This is a genomic window from Pseudomonas sp. S2_B10 (assembly GCF_054668425.1).
The window spans coordinates 5,537,905-5,562,784 of record NZ_CP162768.1 but is presented as its reverse complement, the minus strand read 5'-3'; the positions used below and the strand labels follow the sequence as shown (position 1 = coordinate 5,562,784).

The window sequence follows — 24,880 nt, the reverse complement described above, 5'->3', positions numbered from 1 at the left end:
TTAAGGCCGCAAGGTTCGCCCTGCACAAGTCAGCGGATCGGCTAATCTGCCGGGTATAACAACAATACCCGCAGGTGAAAGCGTTGAGGCAGACCACCGAGGCATTCCGCAGCCGCTACCGTGCGGCCATTCATCCTTTATACAACCCGTGGTTGCATGGCGCGTTCGTGTTGCTGTTCGGCATTTTCGCCGTCGCTGCGTTCTGGCGCACGGTGCATTCAGTGAGCTGGCTGGAATGGCTGACCGTGCCGCTGAGCCTATTGTTGTTCAACTTCGGCGTGTACATGGTCCATCGCCATCTGGGCCATCACAAAAAAGTTTTCGCGAAGATGTTCTACGCGCGGCATGCCGGGGACCATCACAGCTTTTTCACCCCCGGCCATATGACCTACGACAGCGCGCGGGACTGGCGAGTGATTCTGTTTCCAGCCTGGCTGATCGTCATTCATACGCTATTGATCACCCTGCCCCTCTGGTGGCTGCTCGCGCAGGTCAACGCCAATGTCGCCGGGCTGTTTGCCGGGTGCATGGTGCTCGGTTATCTGCTCTATGAGGTATTCCATGCCTGTGAACATCTGCCACCGCAGAATCCGTTGACTCGTTTGCCGTGGATTCGCCAGATGCGCCGTCTGCACGAACTGCATCACCGCCGCGAGCGTATGCAGGAGCGCAATTTCAACATCGTTCTGCCCTTGATGGACTACCTGTTCGGCACGCTGTACCGCGAGCCGGAACCCGCCCCTTTGAGTTATTCGAAAATGCCCATGACGCGCATGCAGCACCAGATCGATATCGCCGGCGAACCGGTCGCCGTGCTGGCTTATGCCGCCAGCGTCAGTCACTGGCCGGACTGGCATCCCTCCTCATTGAAGATTGACGGTGCGCAAGGTCCACTGCATGCCGGTGCACGTTTCGAAGAGGACATCCATGCCGGCGGACGTGCCGGTCACTTGCGTTGGGAGGTTACTGAATATCTGCCGGGCCGGCGCTGGTGCGCACGCGCGCAAAGTGATCAGGGCTTGTCCCTGCGGTTGACTTACGAGTGCTCAGCGGAGGCTGGCGGCACGCGTTTCGTGCGCACGCTGGAATATCGCTTTGACGGTTTGCTCATGCGTCTTGCCAATCGCCTGCTGCTCAAGCGGCGCATCGAGCGCGAATCTGCCGCGTCCATGCTCGCCCTGCGCGACATGGCTGCGCAATTTATCGGCGCGGCGAGGGCCAGCGCGTGAAATTACGTTATGTGCTGTGCCTGCTGATCGTTCTCGTCATCGCCTTCTTGTTGTTGCTGCCGACCAAGGTCGAACCGGTCGCCTGGACGCCGCCACCGGCGCCGTCATTGGAAGACGGCATCTACGCGGACAACCAGCGCCTCAAAGCTGTGGCGAAGGTCGGGCCGAGCGACATCGAAGGGCCTGAGGCGTTGCTACTGGAAGACGAATTCCTCATCACCGGATTGCATGACGGCAGGCTCATCCGTAGCAGCCTCGACGGTACGCAGCGCAAGGTCCTGGCCGACACCGGTGGCCGTCCACTGGGCCTGGCCCGTCATCCGAATGGCATGCTGGTAGTTGCCGATGCGGTCAAAGGCTTGCTGTCGCTGGATGCGCAGGGCCGCGTGATTCCGTTGACCACCGAGGCCAACGGCGTGCCATTTGGATTTACCGATGATGTAGCGGTCGACAAGTCAGGCCACTACGCCTACTTCAGCGATGCCTCGAGCCGTTGGGGCTATGGTCATGACGGCGAGGCGATCATTGAGCACGGCGCCGACGGACGTCTGCTGCGCTACGACTTTCAAACCGGCAAGACCAGCGTCTTGCTCGACAAGTTGCAGTTTGCCAATGGCGTCACTCTTGGTCCGGACGAGGCCTATGTGCTGGTCAACGAGACCGGTGCTTACCGCATCAGTCGCTACTGGCTGAGCGGGCCGAAGGCCGGTACCCATGATGTGTTCATCGACAACTTGCCGGGGCTTCCGGACAACCTCTCGTTCAATGGCACCAATCGCTTTTGGGTAGCGCTGTATGCGCCGCGCAATGCCTTGCTCGATGGCACCGCTGAACACCCGTTCGTGCGTAAGATGATCGTGCGGGCTTTGACGGTTTTACCCAAGCCTGTCGAAAAGCGTGGGTTTGTGCTGGGACTGGATCTGGACGGCAAGGTGATTGCCAATCTGCAGGACGCGAGCGAAGGCAATTATTCGCCGATTACCACGGTGCGCGAGTATGGGCAGTGGTTGTATTTCGGCTCGTTGAAGGCGAGGCATATGGGGCGAATGGGGTTGGATGCGGCGCTTAAGTAAAACCGAAAAATTTTCACCGTATGGACCGACGATATCGCTGGCAAGCCAGCTCCCACAGTGTCCGTGTGAACTCCAAATATGTGTTCACCAGACGAACCTGTGGGAGCTGGCTTGCCAGCGATAGCGGTCTGTCAGTTGCCGGACCGGTCGAACTTCTCCGGATCTTCATCCTCCGGCAGTTCCTTCACGGTTTTTTCCGGATGCGCTGTGGTATGCGCCGGGCTGTTCGGTTCAGGACGGGTAGGAATCGGGTCGAAACCACCCTGCTCTTCACTGGGGAATTTGGGGTCGTTCATATGGCACCTCGCAACAAGTCGATGGTTTGCAGACTCTGCACATTGGAGGTGCCATTGGCCGTAGCCGTTCCCTTTAGAAAATGACCACGGGTCGGGGGACTACTGTCCCGTCAGCGGCTGCCCGGCGAGTTGAGCAACGATCTGTTCCTTGACGATCACGCGCTTCTCTTTGAGCTTTTTCAATTCGTCGTCAGTGGGGGCGTCTGACTGGGCGTTCTCGGCTTCGACCACGGCTTTATCCACGTCGAAATACTTGTTGAGCAGCGAATCCAGCTTCGGATCCTCGGAGCGTTTTTGCTCGATCTCTTCCTTCTTGCAGCCCAGGTCCTGATACAGATCATGTGAAACCGGCATGAAACACCTCCATCAATTTGATCGACAACCAGCGCGACCGATGCGCTGACTCATTATCAGCATGGCCTTGCCCGATGACTTCTGTCGACTCCCTGTCAGACCAGCGGTTGCCGTTCGTCGCCCTGTCGTAAATGCGATAAAACCTTTGGCGTCTGCGCTCGCTCCATTGGATAACGCTCACAAAAACCTGCGTGGAGATACCCAATGGACGGATTCAACCTGCGTCATCTCGCTCTGGCTGTTGCACTGTCTGCCGGCATGGGCAGCGCCTTTGCCGCAACCGACAACGACTTTGTCGACAATGCCGCCGCTGGTGGCATCGCCGAAATCGAAACCAGCAAGCTGGCACTGGAAAAAAGCCAGTCAGCCGACATCAAAGCCTTCGCTAACCAAATGATCGCTGATCACACCAAGGCCAATGAAGAGCTGAAGAAGATCGCGACCACCAATGACATCGAAGTCCCTGACGACACCACCCTGGTCAAACAAGCCAAGGAAAAAATTCTCGACATGCGCGATGAATCCTTCGATGCGGCCTACGCCAACAACCAGGTCAAGGCTCACGAAGAGACCATCGAGCTGTTCAAGAAGCAGGCGAACACCGTGACCGATGACAAGGCCAAGGGCGCTACTGAACTGAAAGCGTTTGCGCAGAAGATGTTGCCAGCGCTGGAAAAACACCTGGCCCACGCCAAAGAGCTGCAAGCCAAACATCCGAGCAAGTAACCGGCCGGCAATAAAAAGGCCGCATCCTTCGATGCGGCCTTTTTGCGTTTCAGCGATCAACCGCCATCGGTGTCAATATCGGCGTCGGTGCTTTCGCCCGGTTCAGGACGGTCCGGGTCAGGCTTGAAGCCGGGGCTGAAGTCGTTGCTGTTGTCGTTGTGATGCTGCTTCTGATCGACCTCGGCAGCCGCGCTGTCCGCCTGCCCTTCTTCAACCGGCGCGGGAGTATTTTGCCCCGGCGTTTGCGGGTCGATGGCCGGGTCGTTGCGGTTAATTGACTCTGAGGACTGATTTTGCTGTTGCGGCGCTTGCTCGTTCATATCCACCTCATTCATAGTCCTGCCTCCTTCTTCCAGCACGACTGGAAAACGTCGGGCATGCAGATTCGAAGCCTGACGCCGTAGATTCGTTCAAAAGATCGTTGCCTGCCGCCACGCCGACTAGAGTTAGCGGGGCGTTCGACGCGGCAGGCAGAAAAATTCATCGCTAGCTGAACAACTATTTCAAGCGGTAAATGTCAGTCAAATCGCGCCGGTCATTTCGCCGAGCCGGCCCATATACGTAACGGAGCGACACGCACATGGCAGCACTGCAGAACAGCACAGTTGAAGCAATCAAGAACAACCAGACTCAGCTGTTGAGCGAGTGGACCAAACGCCTCGAAGCCAGCGGCGCCACACGCAACCTCAAGGAACACGACCTCGCTCAGCAAACCCGCGACTTGCTGGGCCTGCTCCTGGCGGGTCTGGAAAACGGCAACGGCAGCAAGATCGCCGCTGCGGGTTGGGAGGATACCCGTCAGTTCCTTGAAAAGCTGTCGCAGAGCCGCGCCCTGCTCGGCCAGGATTCCCAGCAAACCGCCAATTTCATCTTTGCCCTGAAAGGCCCGTTGTTCGCCCTGCTGCAAAACCATTATCAGGACCAGCCGGCACTGCTTGCCGAGCAATTGCTGGAAGTCTCCGAATTGCTCGACACCGTCGGTATGCACACCATCGGCACCTTCCAGAAATCCCGCGAAGCGGTGATCAAGCGTCAACAGGAAGAGCTGCTGGAACTGTCGACTCCGGTGGTCAAGCTGTGGGATGGCGTCCTCGCCCTGCCAATGATCGGCACCCTCGATTCGCAGCGCACCCAAGTAGTCATGGAATCGCTGCTGCAACGCATCGTCGACACCGGTTCGGAAATCGCCATCATCGACATCACCGGCGTGCCGACCGTTGACACCCTGGTCGCCCAGCACTTGCTGAAAACCGTGACCGCAATTCGCCTGATGGGCGCTGATTGCATCATCAGCGGCGTGCGTCCACAGATTGCGCAAACCATCGTTCACCTGGGTCTGGATCTGCAAGGCGTAGTGACCAAGGCCAACCTGGCCGACGCATTGAAACTGGCCCTGACCCGCTTGGGTGTCAGCCTCGTCAAGACGGCTTGACCATGGAACGTATTCCGATTCTTCAAATGGGCGATATCTTGCTGGTGACCATTCAGGTCGACATGCATGACCAACTCGCCCTGACCCTGCAGGACGATCTGTCCGAGCGCATCAGCCGGACATCCGCCCGGGGCGTGCTGATCGACATCACGGCGCTGGACATGGTCGATTCGTTCATCGGGCGCATGATCGGCGACATTTCCGGGCTGTCGAAAATCATGGACGCCAAAACCGTGCTGGTCGGCATGCAGCCGGCAGTGGCGATCACGCTCGTTGAGCTGGGCATGACTTTGCCAGACGTGAGCACCGCCCTGAACGTCGAACGCGGGATGAAACTGCTGCGGGAACGAGTACTTGCACAATGACCGTGCGCAGTAGCGGTACGCAACCCATTCTCATTGAACAGGACGTAGTGCTGGCCCGCCAGACCACGCGCAAGCTCGCCACCGAATGTGGCATGCGCCTGATCGACCTGACCAAACTGGTGACCGCTGTCAGTGAGTTGGCGCGTAACACCATGGTCTATGGCGGCGGCGGCGACATGGACTGGCAGATTCTCGAGGAAAACGGCCGGGTCGGTTTGCGCATCACCTTCCGCGACGAAGGCCCTGGCATCCCCGACATCAAACTGGCGATGACCGACGGCTGGACCTCCGGCAGCGGGTTGGGCCTTGGCCTGACTGGCGCCAAGCGCCTGGTCAATGAATTCGAACTCGACACTGAGCCCGGCAAAGGCACGCGCATTACGATCACACGATGGACATGAATATCACCGGGTCGTTGACCCAGGTTCTGCCGATCGAGGACAGCAGCCAGATCGGACACGCCCGGCGCACCGCGCAGAAACTCGCCGAGCAGCATGGCTTCGACGAAAACGATGCCGGCCGCGTGGCGCTGGTCGCGACCGAACTGGCCAGCAACGTACTCAAGCACGCCCAGCGTGGTGAATTTCACCTGCGTTTACTGGCTCGGCCGGATAGCGGTTTCGGCATCGAAATGCAGACCGTGGATCGGGCCCAGGGCTTTGATCTGGATGCCTGTCTGGCGGATGGCTTTTCCACTGGCGGCACACAAGGCATCGGCCTCGGCGCCGTATCGCGGCAGACCAGTGTCTTTGATGTCTACGCCGACCACCGTGGCGCGGTGTTGCTGGCGCGGATCTTTGCCCGCAGCGATCGGCAGGCCGATATCCGCTTCGGGGTCAGCCAGCATTCGCTGCATGCCGATCCGGCCTGCGGCGATGTCTGGCATCTGAAATATGAAGGCTCGCGGATCAGCGCGCTGGTGGTCGATGGCCTCGGTCATGGCGAAGACGCCGAGCGCGCAGGCCTGGCCGGGGCGCAGGCATTCGCCCGGGCACCGTTTGCCGATCCTGTGGTATTGATGGAAGACCTGCATCAGGAAATGCTCGGCACGCGCGGTGGCGCCGTGGCGTTCGCGCAGTTTGACAGCCAGCGCGACGGCCTGACGTTCGCCGGTGTCGGTAACATCGGCGCCAGTCTGCTGGAGCCTGGCAAATCCCGCGGCCTGGCCTCACACCCCGGTATCGTTGGCGGCCAGTACCGTAAAGCCAAACCCTTTGACTATGCTCACGTGAACGGACATTTATTGATCATGTACAGCGACGGCCTACAGTCCCGTTGGAATCTTGCAGACTACCCCGGCCTGGTGCATCGCCATCCTGCCGTGATAGCCAGCGTCCTGCACCGCGACTTTTGCCGTGGTCGCGATGACGTGACGGTGCTGGTCGTGGCTCTGGAGGCCGCCCATGGCTGAATCGACTCACTTGAGCCACGCCGAACAGGCGGCGCTCATCGCTCAGTTGCAGCGCGAAACCACTGCCCTGCGCGAAGAACTCGATGAAACCAACCAGGGTGTTCTGGCGCTGTACGCCGAGCTCGACAATCAGGCCGAAGAACTGCGTCAGGCATCGGATCTCAAGAGCCGTTTCCTGTCGTACATGAGCCATGAATTCCGCACGCCGCTGGGCTCGATACTGAGCATCAACAGTCTGCTCGCTGACGAACTCGACGGTCCGCTCAGCCCTGAACAGCACAAGCAGGTAGCCTTCGTCAGCACCGCTGCCCGCGAGCTCAGCGACATGGTTGATGACCTGCTCGATCTGGCGAAGATCGAAGCCGGGCGCATCAGCATTTCCCCGGCCTGGTTCGACATGTTCGACCTGTTCTCCGCCCTGCGCGGGATGTTCCGGCCAATCGTCGACGCCTCGGCGGTGGATCTGATCTTCGAAGAGCCACTGGGCCTGCCGCGCCTGTATACCGATGACAAGAAGCTCGGGCAGATCCTGCGCAACTTCATTTCCAACTCGTTGAAATTCACCACCCGTGGCGAAGTGCGGGTATCGGCGCGAATGGAAGGTGAAGACAAAGTGCGCTTTGCCGTCAGCGACACCGGCATCGGCATCGCGGCCGAACTGCATGACACGCTGTTCGAAGACTTCTCCCAAGTCGATTCGCCATTGCAGAAACGTCTGCGCGGCACCGGTCTGGGTCTGTCACTGTGCAAGCGTTTCGCCGCCCTGCTCGGCGGTGAAGTCGGGGTAGACAGTACGCCGGGCGTCGGCTCGACGTTCTTTGTCATCATCCCGCTGGCGATCGCTCTGGAGAACGTCGATGAATCGTGACATCCGCCTGTTGATCGTCGATGACAACGTCGCCACCCGTTACGCCCTGCGCCGGCGCTTGGAGCGCCATGGCTACACGGTGCTCGAAGCCGGCACCGGCAGCGACGGCCTGGCCCTGATCGAGGGCGAAGCCCTCGATGCGTTGATCCTCGACGTCAACCTGCCGGACATGAGCGGTTTCGACATCGTCCGCCTGCTGCGCGCCGACCCGGGCACCGCGCTGCTGCCAGTGATTCATGTGTCAGCGGCGTCGATCCAGACCGGCGATATCATCACTGGTCTCAACGCGGGTGCCGATGCCTATCTGATTCACCCGGTCGACCCCGATGTGCTCTTGGCGACCCTGCGTACCCTGCTGCGGGTGCGCGACACGGAAAATGCCCTGCGCGAGAGCGAGGCACGTTTCCGCGAGATTTTCGCCAACGTCTCGGCACCGATCGCCGTGCTCGATGCCAATCTGAAAGTGTATGAATGCAACCACGCCTTTGCCCAACTGATCGTCGATAACCGCGACGCGCAGGCGCTGCGTGAATGCTTTGCCGAAGATCAATGCTCGATCCTCGATGAACTGCGTCTGCGTCTGGTCGACGGCGAGCGCTGGAAAGGCACGCTGAACATGCGTGTGCAGGGCGAGATTCGCGAGACGCAATGGCAGATTTCGCCGTATCGCACCCCGGAACTGAGTCTGGTGTTCGTCGAGGACGTCACCGAACACCGCCACCGCGAGCGCTCGCACCTGGCGCGGCTGGATGACACCACCACGCAGCTGGCCAAGGAAGTCGCCGAGCGCGTGCACGCCGAAGCGCAATTGCTGCAAGTGCAGAAAATGGATGCGCTGGGCAAGCTCACCGGCGGTATCGCCCACGACTTCAACAACCTGCTGACCGGGATCATCACCAGCCTGGAACTGATCCAGAAACGCGTGGCCGATGAGCGTCTGGACAAGGTGCAGTTCTATACCGAAGCAGCGCTGAACTCAGCCATGAGCGCGGCCTCATTGACCCATCGTCTGCTGGCATTTGCCCGCCAGCAGCCGCTCGATACACGGCCGGTGGACATCAACGAGCATGTCCGCTCGCTGGAAGAATTGCTGGTGCGCACCATCGGCGAGCGCATCACCCTCAAGCTGGAACTGACCAACAAACCGGCGATTGCGCTGGTCGACCCGGTGCAGCTGGAAAGCGCGGTGCTCAATCTGGTGATCAACGCCCGTGATGCCCTGCCCTCGGGCGGCAATATCTGGGTCAATACTTACGCCGCTTATTCCCATGGCGATCCGAATCTGGCCGATGGCGCGTACGTGGCGCTGTCGGTACGCGACGACGGCACCGGCATTGAACACAACGTGATCGACAAGGTGTTCGAACCGTTTTTCACCACCAAGCCTTTGGGCCAGGGCACCGGGCTCGGTCTGTCGACGATCTACGGTTTTGCCCGTCAGTCCGGCGGTGACGCGCACATCCGCAGCGTCGCCCGACGTGGCACCGAAGTGACCATCATGCTGCCCGGCACCAACGACCCGACCGGGGCCGACGCACCTGTGCCCGTGCCTGACGCGAAAGGCAGTGGCGAGCATGTGCTGATCGTCGAGGACATGGCCACGGTGCGCTTGTTCGTCACCGAAGTGCTGGAGGATGCCGGCTATCGCTGCACGCAAGCGGCGGATATCGAATCGGCGCTGGAGCGCTTGCAGAACGACCCGTCGATCGACCTGCTGCTGACCGACGTCGGCCTGCCGCGCATGAGCGGGCGGGAGTTGGCGGATGTTGCCCGTGGCTGGCACGAAGGGCTGCCGATCCTGTTCATGACCGGCTACGCCGAAACCGCGCTCAACCGCCAGGTCTTCCTCGGTACAGGCATGGACATGCTGGTCAAACCGTTCCAGATCAGCGAACTGCTCGACAAGGTCCGCCGCACGCTGGATGGCGCCTGAACTGGCGCCATCGCTGGCAAGCCAGCTCCCACAGGGGCATCAGTGTGCGCAGATTTTCGGCAACAACTTGAATTTCTGTGGGAGCTGGCTTGCCAGCGATGGCGGCCAGCAAGGCGCTGCAGTTATCGGCTTAAAGCACGGGCAAGAAACGGCGCGGTCTTGCTCTTCTTGCTGGCGGCGACTTTCTGTGGTGTGCCGGCGGCGACGATCCTGCCGCCCTGATCACCGGCGCCGGGGCCGATGTCGATCACCCAGTCGCTCTGCGCGACGACACGCATTTCGTGTTCGACCACAATCACCGTGTGCCCCGCCGTTACCAGCGTATCGAGTTGTTCCAGCAAGCGATCGACATCTCTCGGGTGCAATCCCGTGGTCGGTTCATCCAGTACATACAAGGTCGCACCACGCTGGCTGCGCTGCAACTCGGTCGCCAGTTTGATCCGCTGCGCTTCACCACCGGACAGTTCCGTGGCCGGTTGCCCCAGGCGCAGATAACCCAGGCCGATATCGCGCAGCACTTCCAGCGAACGACGAATCCCCGCCTGTTCGGCAAACACCGCTACCGCTTCATCGACTGTCAGTTGCAGGACTTGGGCGATGCTCAAGCCCTGCCAGAGAATCGCCAATGTCTGCGGGTTATACCGCGCTCCGTGGCAGGTCGGGCATGGCGCATACACGCTGGGCATGAACAGCAATTCCACACTGACGAACCCCTCACCCTCGCAAGTAGCGCAACGGCCCTTGGCGACGTTGAAAGAAAACTGCCCGGCATCATAGCCCGCCGCTTGTGCCTCAGGTGTCGCGGCAAACAGCTTGCGCACGTTGTCGAACAACCCGGTGTAAGTCGCCAGATTGGAGCGCGGCGTGCGTCCGATGGGTTTCTGATCAACCTGCACCAGCCGTTTGATCGACTCCAGGCCGGCGCTGATCTGCCCGGTGCTGGGCGGCGGAGTGTCATCTTCCAGGCTCGGCTCTTCTGACTCGGCCTCGGCCACCGGACGGCCCAACTGCGCGCCGACCAGTTCGAGCAAGGCCTGACTGACCAGACTCGATTTGCCAGATCCCGATACGCCGGTCACCGAGGTGAAACAGCCCAAGGGGAATTCGGCGCTAAGATTATTCAGGTTATTGCGCGTCACGCCGTCGAGCTTCAGCCAGCCGCTCGGCTTGCGCGCGGCGCGCTCAGGGCGTTGGTTTTCGGCAAACAGATAAGCGCGGGTCTGCGAATCTGCAATATCAGCAAGTCCCGCAGGCGGACCGCTGTACAGCACGCGCCCGCCCTTCTCGCCCGCCGCTGGGCCGACGTCGATCAGCCAGTCGGCACGGCGCATGGTTTCGACATCATGCTCGACTACAAACAGCGTGTTGCCGTCCGCCTTCAAGCGCTGCAACGCTTCGAACAGCGCCTCACCATCCGCCGGATGCAGACCGGCAGACGGCTCGTCCAGGACATAAATCACCCCGAACAGCTGCGAACCCAATTGCGTGGCCAGGCGCAAACGCTGCAACTCGCCCGACGACAAGGTCGGCGTACTGCGTTCCAGCGCCAGATAACCCAGGCCGAGATCGGTCAGGGTGCTGACCCGCTCCAGCAAATCCTCAGCGATGCGCTGCGCCGCCAGACGCTTTTCCAGCGACAGGTTCGGCGTATGGCGCACGTCCGGTGCGCTGGCATGCCCGCTCGCGCCATGGGCGACACGCTGCTGACGGGCCTCGCGGGTTTGCGCATGGCTGAGGGTGTCGCCGCTCTCCTCGGCGTGTTCCAGATAATTTGCCGCTGCTACAGGCCGCAGCACTTCGGCCACTTGCAGCAACGGCATCTGCGACAGCTCACCGATGTCGTAGCCGGCGAAGGTTACCGACAACGCCTCGCGCTTGAGCCGTTTGCCCTCGCACAATGGGCAAGGGCTGCCGCGCATGAACTGCGAAACACGCTTCTTCATCAGCGCACTTTGCGAGTGGGTGAAGGTGTGCAGGATGTAGCGCCGCGCGCCGGTGAAGGTGCCCTGATAACTCGGCTCCATCTTGCGCTTGAGGGCGACGCGGGTTTCCTCCGGGGTCAGCCCGGCGTACACCGGCACCGTCGGCGTCTCTTCAGTGAAGAGAATCCAGTCGCGCTGCTTTTTCGGCAGTTTCTTCCACGGAATATCGACATCAATGCCCATGGTCACGAGGATGTCGCGCAGGTTCTGCCCTTGCCACGCCAAGGGCCAGGACGCCACGGCGCGCTGGCGGATGGTCAGGTTCGGGTCCGGCACCATCAGCGCTTCGGTGACTTCATAGACGCGACCAAGTCCATGACACTCCGGACAGGCGCCCTGCGGCGTGTTCGGTGAAAAATCCTCGGCATACAGCATTGGCTGCCCCGGCGGGTAACTCCCGGCCCGGGAATAGAGCATGCGGATCAGGCTCGACAACGTCGTCACGCTGCCCACCGACGAACGCGCGCTCGGCGTGCCGCGCTGTTGTTGCAGAGCGACGGCAGGCGGCAGTCCTTCGATGGAATCGACATCCGGCACGCCGACCTGATCGATCAGCCGCCGCGCGTAGGGCGCCACCGATTCGAAATAACGCCGCTGGGCCTCGGCGTAAAGCGTGGAAAACGCCAGCGACGACTTGCCCGAACCCGAGACGCCGGTGAACACCACCAGCGCATCACGCGGAATATCGACGTCAACATTCTTCAGGTTATGTTCGCGGGCGCCGCGCACACGAACCATGCCGGCGGGTGCTTTGGAATTGCGCTTGGAAATCATCGGCCTGCCTTGATTGAAAAACTGGGCAGCGCTCGGCATCAGGTGCCGAGCACCTCGCAAATCATCTGCAGTAAAGCTTGCGGGCTGTAGGGTTTGCCGAGCAGATGCGTATCGGGGCTGAGCTGGTGGTCGCGGGAAATGATGTCGCGGGTATGCCCGGAAGTGAACAGCACCGGCACTGGCGGCGTCTGCACCTTGGCCCACGCGGCAAGATCGGAACTCTTGATCAGGCCGGGCATGACCACGTCGGTGAAGATCAGATCGATCTCGATGCCTTCCAGCAGCATCTGCATGGCCACGTCGCCATTGCACGCGGTCATCACCCGATAGCCTTCTTCGCGCAGCAACTCCACCGCCGAAGCGCGCACCGCGTCATTGTCTTCCACCACCAGAATGGTTTCGTGGCCGCCGCTCTTGCGCTCGCCGACACTGGCGGTCTCTTCACGAACCGGACGCAGACTGCGCGGGAAATACAACTGCACCCGCGTGCCTTCGCCGAGCTTGCTGTCGATCTCGACGTGGCCGCCACTCTGTTTGACGAAGCCAAAGACCATGCTCAGACCGAGACCAGTGCCCTGCCCGTCGGCCTTGGTGGTGAAAAACGGTTCGAAAACCTGTTCCAGCATTTGTGGGGCAATGCCCACGCCGGTGTCGGTGACCGCCACGCGCACATACTCACCGGACGCGATGCCCTTGCCGACGCAGTATTCGCTGTCCAGGCAGACATTGGCGGCACTGAGGCCGATAACGCCCTCGCCCTTCATCGCGTCGCGGGCGTTGATGGCCAGGTTGAGAATCGCGTTTTCCAGTTGGTTGCGGTCGACGTTGATGTGCCAGGGCTGCGGCGGCAACTGCACGTCGATCTGAATGGTTTCGCCCAATGCACGTTGGAGCAATTCGCCGACGCCTTCGAAAATCTGCTCAGGGTTGCACACGGCCGGTGACAGCGGTTGCCGCCGGGCAAATGCGAGCAATTGCGAAGACAGTTTGGCACCGCGTTCGACCGCCGCCAGCGAAGCCACGACCCGGCGTTGTACGTTGGCATTGTTGGGCTCATGCCGGGCGAGCAGATGCAGGTTGCCGGCGATGACTTGCAGCAGATTGTTGAAGTCGTGGGCAACGCCACCGGTCAGGCCGCCGATGGCTTCGAGCTTCTGCGATTGGCGAAGTTGTTCCTCGGCTGCCAGCCGCGCATTCACTTCGGCGGCCACGCGCTGTTCGAGATTACGGGTGAATTTGAGCAGTGATTCTTCGGCGTTTTTGCGCTCATGGATGTCGATCAGCACACCGGGAAAGCGAAACGGCTTGCCTTGCTCATCGAACTCGCAGGCACCACTGGCCAACACCCACAGGTACTGGCCGTCGGCCCGCTGCACGCGGTATTCAGCGTTGTACGGCTCGCCAGTGCGCACGCTATGGGCAACTCGCTCCTGCACCCACCGATGATCTTCGGGATGGATGCGCGATTCGGCGATGTCTTGGTGCAGATCGCTCAGGTCCTGATCCGGCGGGTAGGAAAAGGTGCGGGCGAAACGTTCGTCAGCAGAGAAGCGATTGTTCTTGATGTCCCAGACAAACGAGCCCAGCAGTGCGCCGGCATTCAGCGCCAGACGCACGCGCTCATTGTCGGCGCGGTACGCATCTTCCGCCGCCTGGCGCAGACGCTCGGAATGCACCAGCTCGGTGGTCTCGACCACCATCGCCATGACGCCACCCGGCACGCCTTCATCGTTGGCCACCGGGCTGTAATACAAGTCCATCCAGACGTCTTCGGGCACGCCGTCGCGCAGCAATACCAGCTCTTTGTTGCGATAGGACAAGGTGCCGCCGGCCAGGCAAGTGTCAACGACGTGGCGGTTGAATTCGGCGACTTCCGGCCAGCCCAGCTCTACCGGCACGCCAAGCAGATAGGGATGGCGGCCACCGGCGAATTCGGAGTAGGCGTCGTTGTAGATCATGTAGCCGGCATGGCCCCAGAGCATCACCATCGGCAGCGGCGAAGCCAGCATCAGCTGCACGGTGTTACACAGACTGGCCGGCCAGTCGGCGAGCGGACCCAGTTCGGTGAGGCTCCAGTCGAACGCACGGATGCGTCCGGCCATTTCGCCTTTCCAGCCCTCACAGCCGTGGCTTTCGGATAAAAACTGCATCGCCTGACTCAGTGTCCTTTTTTGCGGTTTTCCGATCTATCGCAACGCTACAACGACGCGACGCCCGTGTGTTTCGAGGCCCTGAAAACGCATTGGTTTCATTGGAGGTATAGCCGATTTGCGACACAGAGCCATTCAGATGCCAATCAAGTGTTTGAGTGGGTGATAGCCGGTTTTCATTTTTGCAGCAACGTCGAGAATCGCCTTCTCGATTCCGTTGAGGTGCGTGCAGGTCAGCTCGATCGCGGCGCTCTGATTACCGGCCTCGATGTACTCAAGCAAACGCAGGTGTTCATCGTCGCGGCAGGCTTGATGACTGTCGTCATCGAGCGCGGCGGCATACAGCGAAGCGCGCGAGATCAGCTTCTGGAACCAGTCGAGCAGCACCGGATTGTTCAGGCTGCGCGCCAGTTTGAGGTGGAATTCGCCGAGCAGATGGATCAGCCGTTCATGGTCGCCGGCCGCATGGGCGGCATCCTCCAGCAACAAGTGCTCACGCAGATCCTGCATCGCAACGGTGTCTTTGCGCCGGCACAGTTCGGTGACGATGCCGATTTCGATCAACCGCCGGGTTTCGAACAGCGAACGCAGCTCTGCGTCACTGGGCAGCGACACCGATGCACCTTTGTTGGGCTCAGTGGTGACCAGACCATCGGCTTCCAATTGCTTGAGCGCAGCACGCACCGACGTGCGGCTGACATTGAACAACTCGGCCAGCGAGGCCTCACCCAGCTTCATGCCCGGGCGCAACGAACGCTTGCTGATCGCCGCGTAAACCCCTTGGTAGACGCGATCGACCGTGGTTTCCAGTTTCTTTTCGCTCATTCGAACACTCCTTTGGCGTCGGGCAATTCATCCTGGCAGTGGCTGGCCATGGAGATTGATCGGGTTCCCGTACCGTTGTGAAGCGCAGAATATCTGCCTTCGGTCCAAAGGTGCAGCCTTTTGATTTATCTCGATTTTGAATAAACAGCCAAAACCTGTGGGAGCGAGCCTGCTCGTGAAGGCGGCGGCACAGTCAACATCGTCATTGCCTGACAGTCCGCTTTCGCGAGCAGGCTCGCTCCCACTCTGATACGAGGCAGATCGACCATCTTCATTGCAACCAAAATCCCTGTGGGAGCGAGCTTGCTCGCGAAGGCGGCGGCACGTTCGACATCGTCATTGCCTGACAGTCCGCTTTCGCGAGCAGGCTCGCTCCCACTCTGATACGAGGCAGATCGACCATCTTCATTGCAACCAAAATCCCTGTGGGAGCGAGCTTGCTCGCGAAGGCGGCGGCACAGTCAACATCGTCATTGCCTCAGACTGCGCTTTCGCGAGCAGGCTCGTTCCCACAAAGGTCAGTGGAAATCCCGGCTCTGCACGTGAATGCCATTGAGCAGCGGGCTAAGGTCGCTCATGCGCCCGGCGATCAGGTGGCGCACATCGCCTTCGCGTTCCCAGCGGCCGTCGACCTTGAGCAATTGCGACCCCACCAGCACTTGGCGCTGACGCTCGGCCAGGTCACGCCAGACCACCACGTTGACGTTGCCGAACTCGTCTTCCAGGGTCACGAACGTCACGCCGCTGGCCGTACCGGGGCGCTGTCGGCCGGTGACCAGACCGGCCACGCTGACCGGCCGGCCATGTTCGATATCCATCAATTCCCGCGAGCTGCGGCAACGCCGGGCCTGCAACTCGCCACGCAACAACGCCAGTGGATGCGGCCCCAGCGTCGTCCCCACCGTGGCGTAATCAGCATGCAGGTCTTCGCCAACGCTGGGTTTGGGCAGGACGATTTTGACTTCTTCTTCGTTGGGCAGGCCGGCGAACAGGCCGAGCTGTTTCTGCACCCCGGCCACTTCCCAACGCGCACGATGACGATGCCCGGCCAGACCGCGCAAGGCGCCGGAGTCTGCCAGCAAGGCCTGCGCACGACTGTCGAGGGCGGCGCGCTCACCCAGGTCAGCGACATCGGCAAACGCCCCGTGTCGGCGCGCGGCTTCGATGCGCCGTGCGTCCTCTTCGCGAAAACCCTTGATCATGCGCAGGCCCATGCGAATCGCCGGTTGCCCGGCACTCAGCGGCTCGAGGCTGCAATCCCAGTCGCTGGCGCGCACGTCCACCGGACGGATCTGCAATTGGTGCCGCCGCGCGTCCTGCAGAATCTGGTCCGGACTGTAAAAGCCCATCGGCCAACTGTTGATCAATGCGCAGGCGAACGCCGCCGGCTCGTGACACTTGAGCCAGCAACTGGCGTAGGTCAGCAAAGCGAAACTGGCGGCATGGGATTCGGGGAAGCCGTAACTGCCGAAGCCCTTGATCTGCTCGAAGATCTGCGCAGCGAATTCCGGTGTGTAGCCGTTCTTTTTCATGCCGGCGGCGAGGCGCTCCTTGTGCGGCTCCAGTCCGCCATGGCGCTTCCACGCGGCCATGGAACGGCGCAGTTGATCGGCCTCACCGGGGCTGTAGTCGGCAGCGACGATGGCGATCTGCATGACCTGTTCCTGAAACAGCGGCACGCCCAGGGTTCTTTTGAGTACGACTTCGAGCGCCGGCGACGGATAGGTTTCCGCCTCTTCGTTATTACGTCGGCGCAGATACGGATGAACCATCCCGCCCTGAATCGGCCCGGGACGGACAATCGCCACTTCGATGACCAGATCGTAGAAAGTCTTTGGCTTCAGGCGCGGCAACATCGACATCTGCGCCCGCGACTCGATCTGGAACACGCCGACGGTATCGGCGCGACTGATCATTTCGTAGGTCGGTTTGTCTTCAGGTGGAATCGTCGCGAGTGTCAGGTCCAGATCACGATGCCGGCGCAGCAGATCGAAGCAGCGGCGAATCGCACTGAGCATACCCAAGGCGAGAATATCCACCTTGAGCAGGCCGACCGCATCGAGGTCGTCCTTGTCCCATTGGATGATGGTGCGATCGGCCATGGCTGCGTTTTCCACTGGCACCAGGGTATCCAGCGGTTGCTCGGAAATCACGAAACCACCGGGATGCTGCGACAGGTGCCTGGGGAAGCCGATCAGTTGCCCGGTCAGGCTCAGTACCCGACGCAGCACCGGACTGTCCGGGTCGAAGCCGCCTTCACGCAAACGTTCCAGCGGCGGCGCTTCATCGCTCCAGCGCCCGCAGCAATCGGCCAGCGCGTTGATCTGATCCGGTGGCAGGCCGAGGGCCTTGGCCACATCGCGCACGGCACCGGTCGCGTGATAGGTGCTGACCACCGCGGTCAGCGCCGCACGCCGCCGGCCATAACGGTTGAACACGTATTGCAGGACTTCCTCGCGGCGCTCGTGCTCGAAATCGACATCGATGTCCGGCGGCTCGTTGCGCTCTTTGGACATGAAGCGTTCGAACAGCAGCGTAGTGCGATCCGGATCGATCTCGGTGATGCCCAGGGCAAAACACACCGCCGAGTTGGCGGCCGAACCACGGCCCTGACAGAGGATGTTCTGCGTGCGGGCAAAGCGCACCACATCGTGCACGGTGAGGAAGTAGCTTTCGTAGCCGAGTTCAGCGATCAGTTGCAGCTCGTCATCGATCTGCTTGAGCACCTTGGCCTGAGGCCCTTTAGGCCAGCGCCAGGCAATGCCCTCCTCGGTCAGATGACGCAACCAGGAACTGGCATTGTGGCCCTCGGGCACCAGCTCTTTCGGATATTGATAGCGCAGCTCGCTCAGATCGAAGGTGCAGCGTCTGGCCAGTTTTAGCGACGCTTCGAGCAAGTCCGGCGGATACAGTGCGCGCAGCTCATCGAGGCAACGCAAATGCCGCTCGCCATTGGGATGCAGGCGCAAACCCGCTTCGGCCACGGGGACGTGATGACGGATCGCGGTCATGGTGTCCTGCAAGGCACGGCGCCCCCGGGCATGCATGTGCACATCGCCGCTGGCCACGGCTGGAATCTGCAGCTCAGCCGCCAGAGCCAACAATGCCGCGAGCCGCTGCTGATCGTTCTGCCCGCGATGCAGTTGCACCGTGAGCCACAGGCGGTCGCCGAAGGTTTGTTTCAGCCAGCGTCCTTCTTCGCGGTCATCCACTGAGTCCGGCACCCACAACACCAGCAAACCCGGCAGTGCTTCGTCGAAGTCTTCGCGCAGCACCTGATACTGGCCTTTCTGCGTACGCCGCCGGGCCTGGGTGATCAAGCCGCACAGGGCCTGATAACCGGCAAGGTTTTCCACCAGCAGTACCAGTTTCGGGCCGTTGTCGATGCGCACCTCGCTGCCGATGATCAGCGGCAACTCCACGGACTTCGCCGCTTGCCATGCACGAACGATCCCGGCGAGGGTGCACTCGTCGGTGATCGCCAGTGCCTGATAGCCGTGCTTTTTCGCCCGTTGAAACAGCTCCAGCGCGCTGGAGGCACCGCGCTGGAAACTGAAATTCGACAGGCAATGCAGTTCGGCGTAATCGGCACTCATGCGAACCAGCCTTGCAGCCACAGCGGGCCGCCCTCACCCACAGCGCGCCAGGCCCAGCCCTGCTGACCGGCGCGGTTCTGGATCAGGTAGTAATCACGCCGCACGTCGCCACCGTCCCACCAACCGGATTCGATGCGCTCCGGCCCCATGAGAATCCGCGCCGAACCTTCCGGCACGCTCTGCGGTTCGTTGAGCAGCCAGCCCGGGCGCTTGACGCTGGGCAAACCTGTGCAAGGCTGTTTGTCGACGCCATTCTGCCACGCGCACTCGGGGCGATGATCGGCCTGAAAGCGCAAGCCCTGCACCGCGTCATCACCCAGCCGTGCGCGCAGACGTTCGCGCAATTGCTCCCAGGGCAAGGTCTGCTGCGGGCGGTCGTCGAACAGTTCCTGATACTGCGGAACGAAACTCGGCAGGTCTTCGGCGCGCAAGCGAAAACCACGCACCGGCGCCTCGACCTGGACTTGCTCCAGCCGGCCACGGGCCAGTTCAAACAGCATCGCCGCGTCACGCTCGGCACTGAGCAGGCCGACCTTGATCACCGTGTCCGGCAGCCCTGCGTGTTCCAGATGCAGATCAAAACGCTGCACGCCACTGTCGCGCCCACAGAGGAACGCCGACAGGTCGCCGGTCAAGCGCCGTAACGGGAACAGCAATGCCTGATGGGATTGCACGTCGAAATTCAGTTCGATGCGGATATCGAAACGGTCTGGCGGCAGATAGAACGCCAGCGCCAGCGGGCGTGCGCCGAACAGCGTGTCGAGGTGCTTGAGCATCTGCGCTTCGAAACGCCGGGCCAGTGCCTGGCGTGGCAGGCTTTGCACCTGACTGAGATTGCGCAGGCCCATGCGCGACAACGCCGTGGCGACATTCGGCTCCAGCCCCACACGATCAACCGGCAATTGCCCGAGATGATGCTGCAAGGCTTCGCTGTCCGGCACCACCAGGCCATCGTAGGCATTGGCCAGCACTCGTGCCGCCACCGGGTTCGGCGCGGCGACGATGCGATGGCGAAAGCCCAGATCTTTCAATTCCTGGCGCAGGCGAGCTTCAAATTGCGGCCAGGTACCGAACAGTCCGAGGCTCGATTCGATCTCGAACACCACGGTACGCGGGTAATGCACGCTGACCTGCGCGCTGAAGCGATAGGCCCACGCGGCGAGAAACTGCTGCCAGTGCTCGACCTCGGCCACCTCGTAATCGGCGGTGGCAAAGCCTTTGCTCATGGCTTGCGCGGCGGTCATCGACATGCCGGGGCGCAGGCCGAGTTTGCGCGCCGCCGGATTTACCGCTTGCAGCACTCGGCGTTGGGCCGGACCGCTGAGCAGCACCAGCGGCTCTTCAGGGTCGGGGCGCTGACGCAGCACAGCGTCGAGGGCCAGTTGCGGAAAGAGAATACATACCCAGCGCATGACGATCAGTGCCCCACGGCAAAGGCAATCGGCGCCGCACGCGCCAGCCCGCCACGGCATTTGAGTACGCGGAGTTGCGCCGGTTTGGCATCGATGGCTATGCGCAACGCTGCCGGTGACGGGTTAACCGCCTCGCTCAACGGGCGCCAGGCAAAGGCCAGGGTCTGGCCGGTTTCCGCCGCTACCTGCAAACGCCGCAAGGCTCGGTCATCGGCCTTGTTCGGCCAGCACAGCACCGCGCCGCAACTGCCCGAGCGCAGACACTGCTCCGCCGCCCACAAGGCATCGCGTTCGCTGGCCTGAATCACCGACAACTGGCGCAAATCGACCCCGGCATTGGCCCAGGCCTGCGGGTACGGCACGAACGGCGGCGCCACCAGCACGATGCGCTCACCGGCCGCGGACAATCGCGCCAGGGTTGGCCAGACCAGTTGCAGCTCGCCGACACCAGGGCCGGCGAGAAGGATTTCGCTCAGCGCCGCTTCCGGCCAGCCGCCGCTGGGCAGAGCTGCGTCCAGTCCCGCATGCCCGGTCGGCTGCGGACTCGCCGCCGGTGGCGCAGGCCTGCCGCGCCAGACTTGGCCGCCATTGAACAGCGCATCCAACGCAACGACGACGCCCATCAGCCTTGCCTCACCAGACCACAGAACACGCCTTCAATGGCCAGATCCTGATCATCACGCACGACAATCGGCTTGTACGCCGGGTTGCGCGGCAGCAGGCGCACTTCATCCCCGACCCGTTCGAAGCGTTTGATGGTGACTTCACCGTCCAGACGCGCAACGACGATCTGGCCGTTCAGCGCCTCGGGATTGCGCCGCACACCGACCAGATCGCCATCGAGAATGCCGTCTTCGATCATCGAGTCGCCCTGCACCCGCAGCATGTAATCCGGGGTGCGGGAGAACAGCGCCGGGTCGAGCAGCAAACGGTTATGGATATCGGCATCGGCGCCAATCGGCGCGCCGGCGGCCACACGACCGAGTACGGGGATCTCCAGCAGCTCCGGACGCGATGGCTGGCCGAGCAAACGAATGCCCCGGGCCTGATGCGGATTGACCTCGATGAAACCGGCTTCGGTGAGCGCCAGCACATGCTTGCGCGCCACGCTGCGCGAGGCAAAACCAAAAGCCTCGCTGATTTCAGCGAGGCTTGGGGGCTGACCGTGCTCAGCGATGCGATCGCGGATAAAGGTCAGAATGGCGGTACGGCGGGGAGTCAGATTGGTCATGGAGTACATTTGTACTCCTGTGGGAAATGCCTGACAAGAACCGCCAGTCGGCGCATGCCGACGCAGGGAGCTGCAATCGGATCAATCTGTGAACACAGTCCCTGTGGGAGCGAGCCTGCTCGCGAAAGCGTAGTGTCAGGCGACGATGATGTGAATGTGCCGACGCCTTCGCGAGCAGGCTCGCTCCCACAGGGGGCCAGGAAAATTCAGGAATTCAGTTGCGCCAGGTACTCCCACGGATAAATCCCGCGTTGATGCCCGTCGCTGAACACCAGTTGCACACCATAACCCTGCGGGTTGAGTTCGATCAGACGCACGCGCTCATCGACCAGCGGCGTGACGCCGCGCAGGCGAAATGCGCGGCATTGCGAGCACGGGCATTGCCGGCGCAGATCGGCATGCTTGAGCAGCGATTCGCGCCCGTCCGGCCAGCTCAGGTGTAACGTGCGCTCACTCTGCGAGTTGCCCACCGACAGCGGATTCATTGCAGCTGACTCAACGCGATGCGCACGGCTTTGCGCACTTCCGGGTCGCCGTCGTCCTGCGCTGCCTGCAACGCGGCCACGGCGCCGCGATCGTTCAACTCTCCAAGCGCCAGCGCGGCCTCCTTGCGCAGGTTGCTGATGCGGTGGCCGAGAGTATCAATCAGCGCATCCAGCGCCGGGACGAAGCGCAGACGACCGAGGCTGCGAGCGGCGCGCAGGCGCACTTGCCAGTAATCATCGCTCAGCGCTTCGACCAAGGCCGGGCCGGCGTCGCTGTGGCCAACCTTGCCCAGCGTGGTCGCAGCTTCTTCGCGCACTTGCCAGGCGGGGTCGTGCAAGGCCTGGCTCAGCGCCGGCAACACTTCGGCGCCACTGGCCAGACCCAGCGCACCCGTCGCGGCGCGACGCACTTCGGTGTCCGGGTCGTCGCTGGCCAGTTGCGCCAGGGCTGGCAGCGCGTCGAGCTGTTTGAGCCAGCCGAGCACGCCAACCGCTTCGCGCCGAACATGAGCATCGGCATCTTCCAATGCCGCGACGGCAGCCGGCGAGGCCTCGGCAAAGCGCAATTCTCGCAACGCCCGAAATGCGGCGATGCGCACACTGACATCGGCATGTTCGGTCCACGGCAGAATCACGCGCCCCGCCGCTGCAGTCTTGAGCAGGCTCAGGCTTTGCGCCGCTGCCGATTGCACAGCGGGCGACGGATCCGTCAGCGCTTCGCACAAGGCTTGCACGACCGCATCGTCCTCCCACGCTTCAAGCAATCGCGCAGCTTCAGCGCGAACATCCTCGGCAGGATCCTGACGAAGTCGATCAACCAGCCAGAGCAAGCCATCCGGTTCTTCGAGATCGGCCAGATCGATCAGGGCAATGCGCCGCACGCCAGCGTCTTCAGCCGTCAGGCGCGGATGCAGGGCGAGGATGTCTTCGTTGTCGGTCACAGCAAAAATAGAGGTCATAAGGCAAATCGCGGCAAAGGGTTTTCAGGAGGCAGGCCGAGCGGATTGAGGCGCGGCAGCGGTCGGTCGTTGTCGTGGCGCAGCAGGTCGAGGCAGTGGCGCTTGAGGCGAGCGAATGCCGGGCTGGTGACCAGTTCACTGGTACGCGGGCGTGGAAAGTCCAGAGGCAAGTCTTCGATGATTCGCCCCGGTCGCGCGCTCATCACCAGCAAGCGGTCGGCGAGAAACAACGCCTCGTCGATGTCGTGAGTGACGAAAACCACCGTGGTGCGGATGCGCGTCCAGATGTCCAGCAGCAGTTCCTGCATGTTCAGACGGGTCAGCGCATCCAGCGCGCCGAACGGTTCGTCCATCAGCAACAGTCGCGGGCGATTGACCAGCACCCGGGCGATTTCTACCCGTTGCTGCATGCCCCCAGAGAGCTGATCGGGCCAGCGCTCGGCGAAGCCTTCGAGGCCGACCAGTTTGAGGATGTCGTCAGCGGCTCGATGCCGCTCAGCCTTGCCGACCCCGCGCATTTTCAAGCCGAAGGCGACGTTGTCGCGCACCGTGCGCCACGGGAACAGCGTGTGATGCTGGAACACCATGCCGCGTTGCGGCGACGGGCCGGTCACCGCGCTGCCGTCGACTTTCAAGCTGCCGGTACTGGCATTCAAGTGTCCGGCCAGGGCGCCGAGCAAGGTCGACTTGCCGCAACCGGAGGGGCCGAGAATGCACACGAACTGGCCGGGTTCGATCTGGCAATCGAGGCCCTGCACCGCTTCGAAGGCTTCGCGGCCCTGGCCGAGGACGATGGACAACTGGCGAATGTCGATCCGCCCTGCCGGGATTTGCATCACGCTCATCAGGCTTTGCCTCGCGGTCGATGCCAAGGCGTGAACAAGCCGCCCAGGCGTTTGATCAGCCAACTGCTGCCCATGCCCAACACGCCGATCAGGAGCATGCCGACGACAATGTCGGCGTAGTTCTGAATGGTGTAGGACTCCCAGGTGTAGTAACCGATGCCGAACTGCCCGGAGATCATTTCCGCCGTCACCAGACAGAACCACGACGTGCCCATGCCGATCGCCAGGCCAGTGATGATGCTCGGCGCAGCGCCCGGCAGGATTACTTCCAGCAGAATCGCCCGACGCCCTGCCCCGAGGCTCTTTGCCGAGGCGATCAGGCGTGGATCAACGCGTTCGACGCCGTGCACGGTGTTGAGCAGGATCGGGAACAGCGCGCCAGTGAAGGTGATGAAAACCATCGACAACTCCGAGGACGGAAACATCAGGATCGCCAGCGGAATCCACGCCACGGCGGGGATCGGGCGCAGGACTTCCAGTGGCGGCAGCAAAATGTCTTCAGCCCATTTCGAACGGCCGATGGCCAGGCCCAGGGCGATGCCGATGATCAGCGCCGCCAGATAGCCGGCGAAGACGCGGCCGAGGCTGCTGCTCAAGTGCTGCCAGAGTTTGCCCGAGTCGCCCAGGCCCAGTGCGGCTTCGATCACCGCCAGTGGCGTCGGCACGTTGGCAAAGGTGACCAGGCCGAGGTTCCAGTGATGGCTGGCGGCGAGTTGCCAGAAGAGCAGGCAGAGCAGCAGTGAGGCGGCTCTTGATGTCCAGCGCAACGGTGTTTTCATAGTCCGGTTTCCAGTTCGGGTTCTGTGTGATGGCTGAGATTTACCCCCTCACCCCAGCCCTCTCCCCCAGGGGGGCGAGGGGGAAAGGGAGCCGATTTGCGTGCTTTTCACGACCTGAGTTCGACTCGGTACTTCACGTCGGCGTATCTCTCACC

The 24,880-nt window shown here is 61.8% G+C and carries 23 protein-coding genes; 9 read left to right on the top strand and 14 right to left on the bottom strand.

What is annotated here, in order from left to right; all coding sequences use genetic code 11:
• Positions 1 to 83 precede the first annotated feature (83 nt).
• Together AB4O45_RS24840 and AB4O45_RS24835 are read left to right on the top strand one after the other, a co-directional pair.
• Positions 84 to 1,229, top strand: a complete 1,146-nt coding sequence (locus tag AB4O45_RS24840; RefSeq protein WP_460160706.1) for a sterol desaturase/SRPBCC family protein — start codon at positions 84 to 86, stop codon at positions 1,227 to 1,229.
• Positions 1,226 to 2,302, top strand: coding sequence for an SMP-30/gluconolactonase/LRE family protein (locus tag AB4O45_RS24835; RefSeq protein ID WP_460160705.1), 1,077 nt, complete (start codon positions 1,226 to 1,228; stop codon positions 2,300 to 2,302). The genes AB4O45_RS24840 and AB4O45_RS24835 overlap by 4 nt, the downstream gene beginning before the upstream one ends.
• A gap of 131 nt (positions 2,303 to 2,433) precedes the next feature.
• Here the strand turns inward: AB4O45_RS24835 and AB4O45_RS24830 are convergent, their stop codons facing one another.
• Both AB4O45_RS24830 and AB4O45_RS24825 read right to left on the bottom strand, forming a co-directional pair.
• A complete protein-coding gene (locus AB4O45_RS24830; protein ID WP_016774471.1) occupies positions 2,434 to 2,598 on the bottom strand; it encodes a hypothetical protein in 165 nt (54 codons plus the stop codon).
• A gap of 99 nt (positions 2,599 to 2,697) precedes the next feature.
• Complete coding sequence (locus AB4O45_RS24825) at positions 2,698 to 2,952, bottom strand: DUF465 domain-containing protein (RefSeq protein ID WP_041478686.1); 255 nt, start codon at positions 2,950 to 2,952, stop codon at positions 2,698 to 2,700.
• A 204-nt stretch (positions 2,953 to 3,156) separates the two neighbouring features.
• Between AB4O45_RS24825 and AB4O45_RS24820 the strand changes: the two genes are divergently transcribed.
• Positions 3,157 to 3,678: a DUF4142 domain-containing protein gene (locus AB4O45_RS24820; protein ID WP_056785185.1), complete on the top strand. Its 522-nt coding sequence runs from the start codon at positions 3,157 to 3,159 to the stop codon at positions 3,676 to 3,678.
• A 56-nt stretch (positions 3,679 to 3,734) separates the two neighbouring features.
• Here the strand turns inward: AB4O45_RS24820 and AB4O45_RS24815 are convergent, their stop codons facing one another.
• Positions 3,735 to 3,998, bottom strand: a complete 264-nt coding sequence (locus tag AB4O45_RS24815) for a hypothetical protein (protein WP_110647015.1) — start codon at positions 3,996 to 3,998, stop codon at positions 3,735 to 3,737.
• Positions 3,999 to 4,258: 260 nt separating this feature from the next.
• Here AB4O45_RS24815 and AB4O45_RS24810 point away from each other — a divergent pair, with 260 nt between their 5' ends.
• From AB4O45_RS24810 to AB4O45_RS24785, 6 genes are read left to right on the top strand one after another with little or no spacing between them, the layout of a single operon-like run.
• Positions 4,259 to 5,110 (top strand): STAS domain-containing protein, encoded by an 852-nt coding sequence (locus AB4O45_RS24810; RefSeq protein WP_041478684.1) that lies wholly within the window; start codon positions 4,259 to 4,261, stop codon positions 5,108 to 5,110.
• Positions 5,111 to 5,112: 2 nt separating this feature from the next.
• Positions 5,113 to 5,475, top strand: coding sequence for an STAS domain-containing protein (locus tag AB4O45_RS24805; protein WP_056785183.1), 363 nt, complete (start codon positions 5,113 to 5,115; stop codon positions 5,473 to 5,475).
• Positions 5,472 to 5,876 carry an anti-sigma regulatory factor gene (locus AB4O45_RS24800; RefSeq protein ID WP_016774465.1) on the top strand — a complete coding sequence of 135 codons (405 nt, stop codon included), beginning with the start codon at positions 5,472 to 5,474 and terminating at the stop codon, positions 5,874 to 5,876. The genes AB4O45_RS24805 and AB4O45_RS24800 overlap by 4 nt, the downstream gene beginning before the upstream one ends.
• Positions 5,873 to 6,886, top strand: a complete 1,014-nt coding sequence (locus AB4O45_RS24795) for an ATP-binding protein (protein WP_460143576.1) — start codon at positions 5,873 to 5,875, stop codon at positions 6,884 to 6,886. Before AB4O45_RS24800 ends, AB4O45_RS24795 begins: the two co-directional genes overlap by 4 nt.
• Positions 6,879 to 7,754 (top strand): sensor histidine kinase, encoded by an 876-nt coding sequence (locus AB4O45_RS24790; RefSeq protein ID WP_041478682.1) that lies wholly within the window; start codon positions 6,879 to 6,881, stop codon positions 7,752 to 7,754. The genes AB4O45_RS24795 and AB4O45_RS24790 overlap by 8 nt, the downstream gene beginning before the upstream one ends.
• Positions 7,744 to 9,687: a response regulator gene (locus tag AB4O45_RS24785; RefSeq protein WP_460060916.1), complete on the top strand. Its 1,944-nt coding sequence runs from the start codon at positions 7,744 to 7,746 to the stop codon at positions 9,685 to 9,687. The genes AB4O45_RS24790 and AB4O45_RS24785 overlap by 11 nt, the downstream gene beginning before the upstream one ends.
• 122 nt (positions 9,688 to 9,809) lie before the next feature.
• Here the strand turns inward: AB4O45_RS24785 and AB4O45_RS24780 are convergent, their stop codons facing one another.
• From AB4O45_RS24780 to AB4O45_RS24730, 11 genes are all read right to left on the bottom strand, one after another.
• The gene (locus AB4O45_RS24780; RefSeq protein ID WP_460143105.1) at positions 9,810 to 12,443 is read right to left on the bottom strand and encodes an excinuclease ABC subunit UvrA; all 2,634 of its coding nucleotides are present in this window, start codon (positions 12,441 to 12,443) and stop codon (positions 9,810 to 9,812) included.
• A 38-nt stretch (positions 12,444 to 12,481) separates the two neighbouring features.
• The gene (locus AB4O45_RS24775; RefSeq protein WP_460160704.1) at positions 12,482 to 14,593 is read right to left on the bottom strand and encodes an ATP-binding protein; all 2,112 of its coding nucleotides are present in this window, start codon (positions 14,591 to 14,593) and stop codon (positions 12,482 to 12,484) included.
• A gap of 135 nt (positions 14,594 to 14,728) precedes the next feature.
• Complete coding sequence (locus AB4O45_RS24770; protein ID WP_460160703.1) at positions 14,729 to 15,418, bottom strand: GntR family transcriptional regulator; 690 nt, start codon at positions 15,416 to 15,418, stop codon at positions 14,729 to 14,731.
• A 518-nt stretch (positions 15,419 to 15,936) separates the two neighbouring features.
• Positions 15,937 to 19,014: an error-prone DNA polymerase gene (locus AB4O45_RS24765; RefSeq protein ID WP_460160702.1), complete on the bottom strand. Its 3,078-nt coding sequence runs from the start codon at positions 19,012 to 19,014 to the stop codon at positions 15,937 to 15,939.
• The gene (locus AB4O45_RS24760; protein ID WP_460160701.1) at positions 19,011 to 20,426 is read right to left on the bottom strand and encodes a Y-family DNA polymerase; all 1,416 of its coding nucleotides are present in this window, start codon (positions 20,424 to 20,426) and stop codon (positions 19,011 to 19,013) included. The genes AB4O45_RS24765 and AB4O45_RS24760 overlap by 4 nt, the downstream gene beginning before the upstream one ends.
• Positions 20,427 to 20,431: 5 nt before the next feature.
• Positions 20,432 to 21,049, bottom strand: a complete 618-nt coding sequence (gene imuA / locus AB4O45_RS24755; protein WP_258708063.1) for a translesion DNA synthesis-associated protein ImuA — start codon at positions 21,047 to 21,049, stop codon at positions 20,432 to 20,434.
• Positions 21,049 to 21,666: a transcriptional repressor LexA gene (gene lexA, locus AB4O45_RS24750; protein WP_041478675.1), complete on the bottom strand. Its 618-nt coding sequence runs from the start codon at positions 21,664 to 21,666 to the stop codon at positions 21,049 to 21,051. The genes imuA and lexA overlap by 1 nt, the downstream gene beginning before the upstream one ends.
• A gap of 197 nt (positions 21,667 to 21,863) precedes the next feature.
• Positions 21,864 to 22,142 (bottom strand): DUF971 domain-containing protein, encoded by a 279-nt coding sequence (locus tag AB4O45_RS24745; protein ID WP_423661843.1) that lies wholly within the window; start codon positions 22,140 to 22,142, stop codon positions 21,864 to 21,866.
• Positions 22,139 to 23,101, bottom strand: a complete 963-nt coding sequence (locus AB4O45_RS24740) for a HEAT repeat domain-containing protein (RefSeq protein ID WP_460160700.1) — start codon at positions 23,099 to 23,101, stop codon at positions 22,139 to 22,141. The genes AB4O45_RS24745 and AB4O45_RS24740 overlap by 4 nt, the downstream gene beginning before the upstream one ends.
• Positions 23,098 to 23,946 (bottom strand): ABC transporter ATP-binding protein, encoded by an 849-nt coding sequence (locus AB4O45_RS24735; protein WP_460160699.1) that lies wholly within the window; start codon positions 23,944 to 23,946, stop codon positions 23,098 to 23,100. Before AB4O45_RS24735 ends, AB4O45_RS24740 begins: the two co-directional genes overlap by 4 nt.
• Positions 23,946 to 24,725: an ABC transporter permease gene (locus tag AB4O45_RS24730; protein WP_423661837.1), complete on the bottom strand. Its 780-nt coding sequence runs from the start codon at positions 24,723 to 24,725 to the stop codon at positions 23,946 to 23,948. The genes AB4O45_RS24735 and AB4O45_RS24730 overlap by 1 nt, the downstream gene beginning before the upstream one ends.
• Positions 24,726 to 24,880 lie beyond the last annotated feature (155 nt).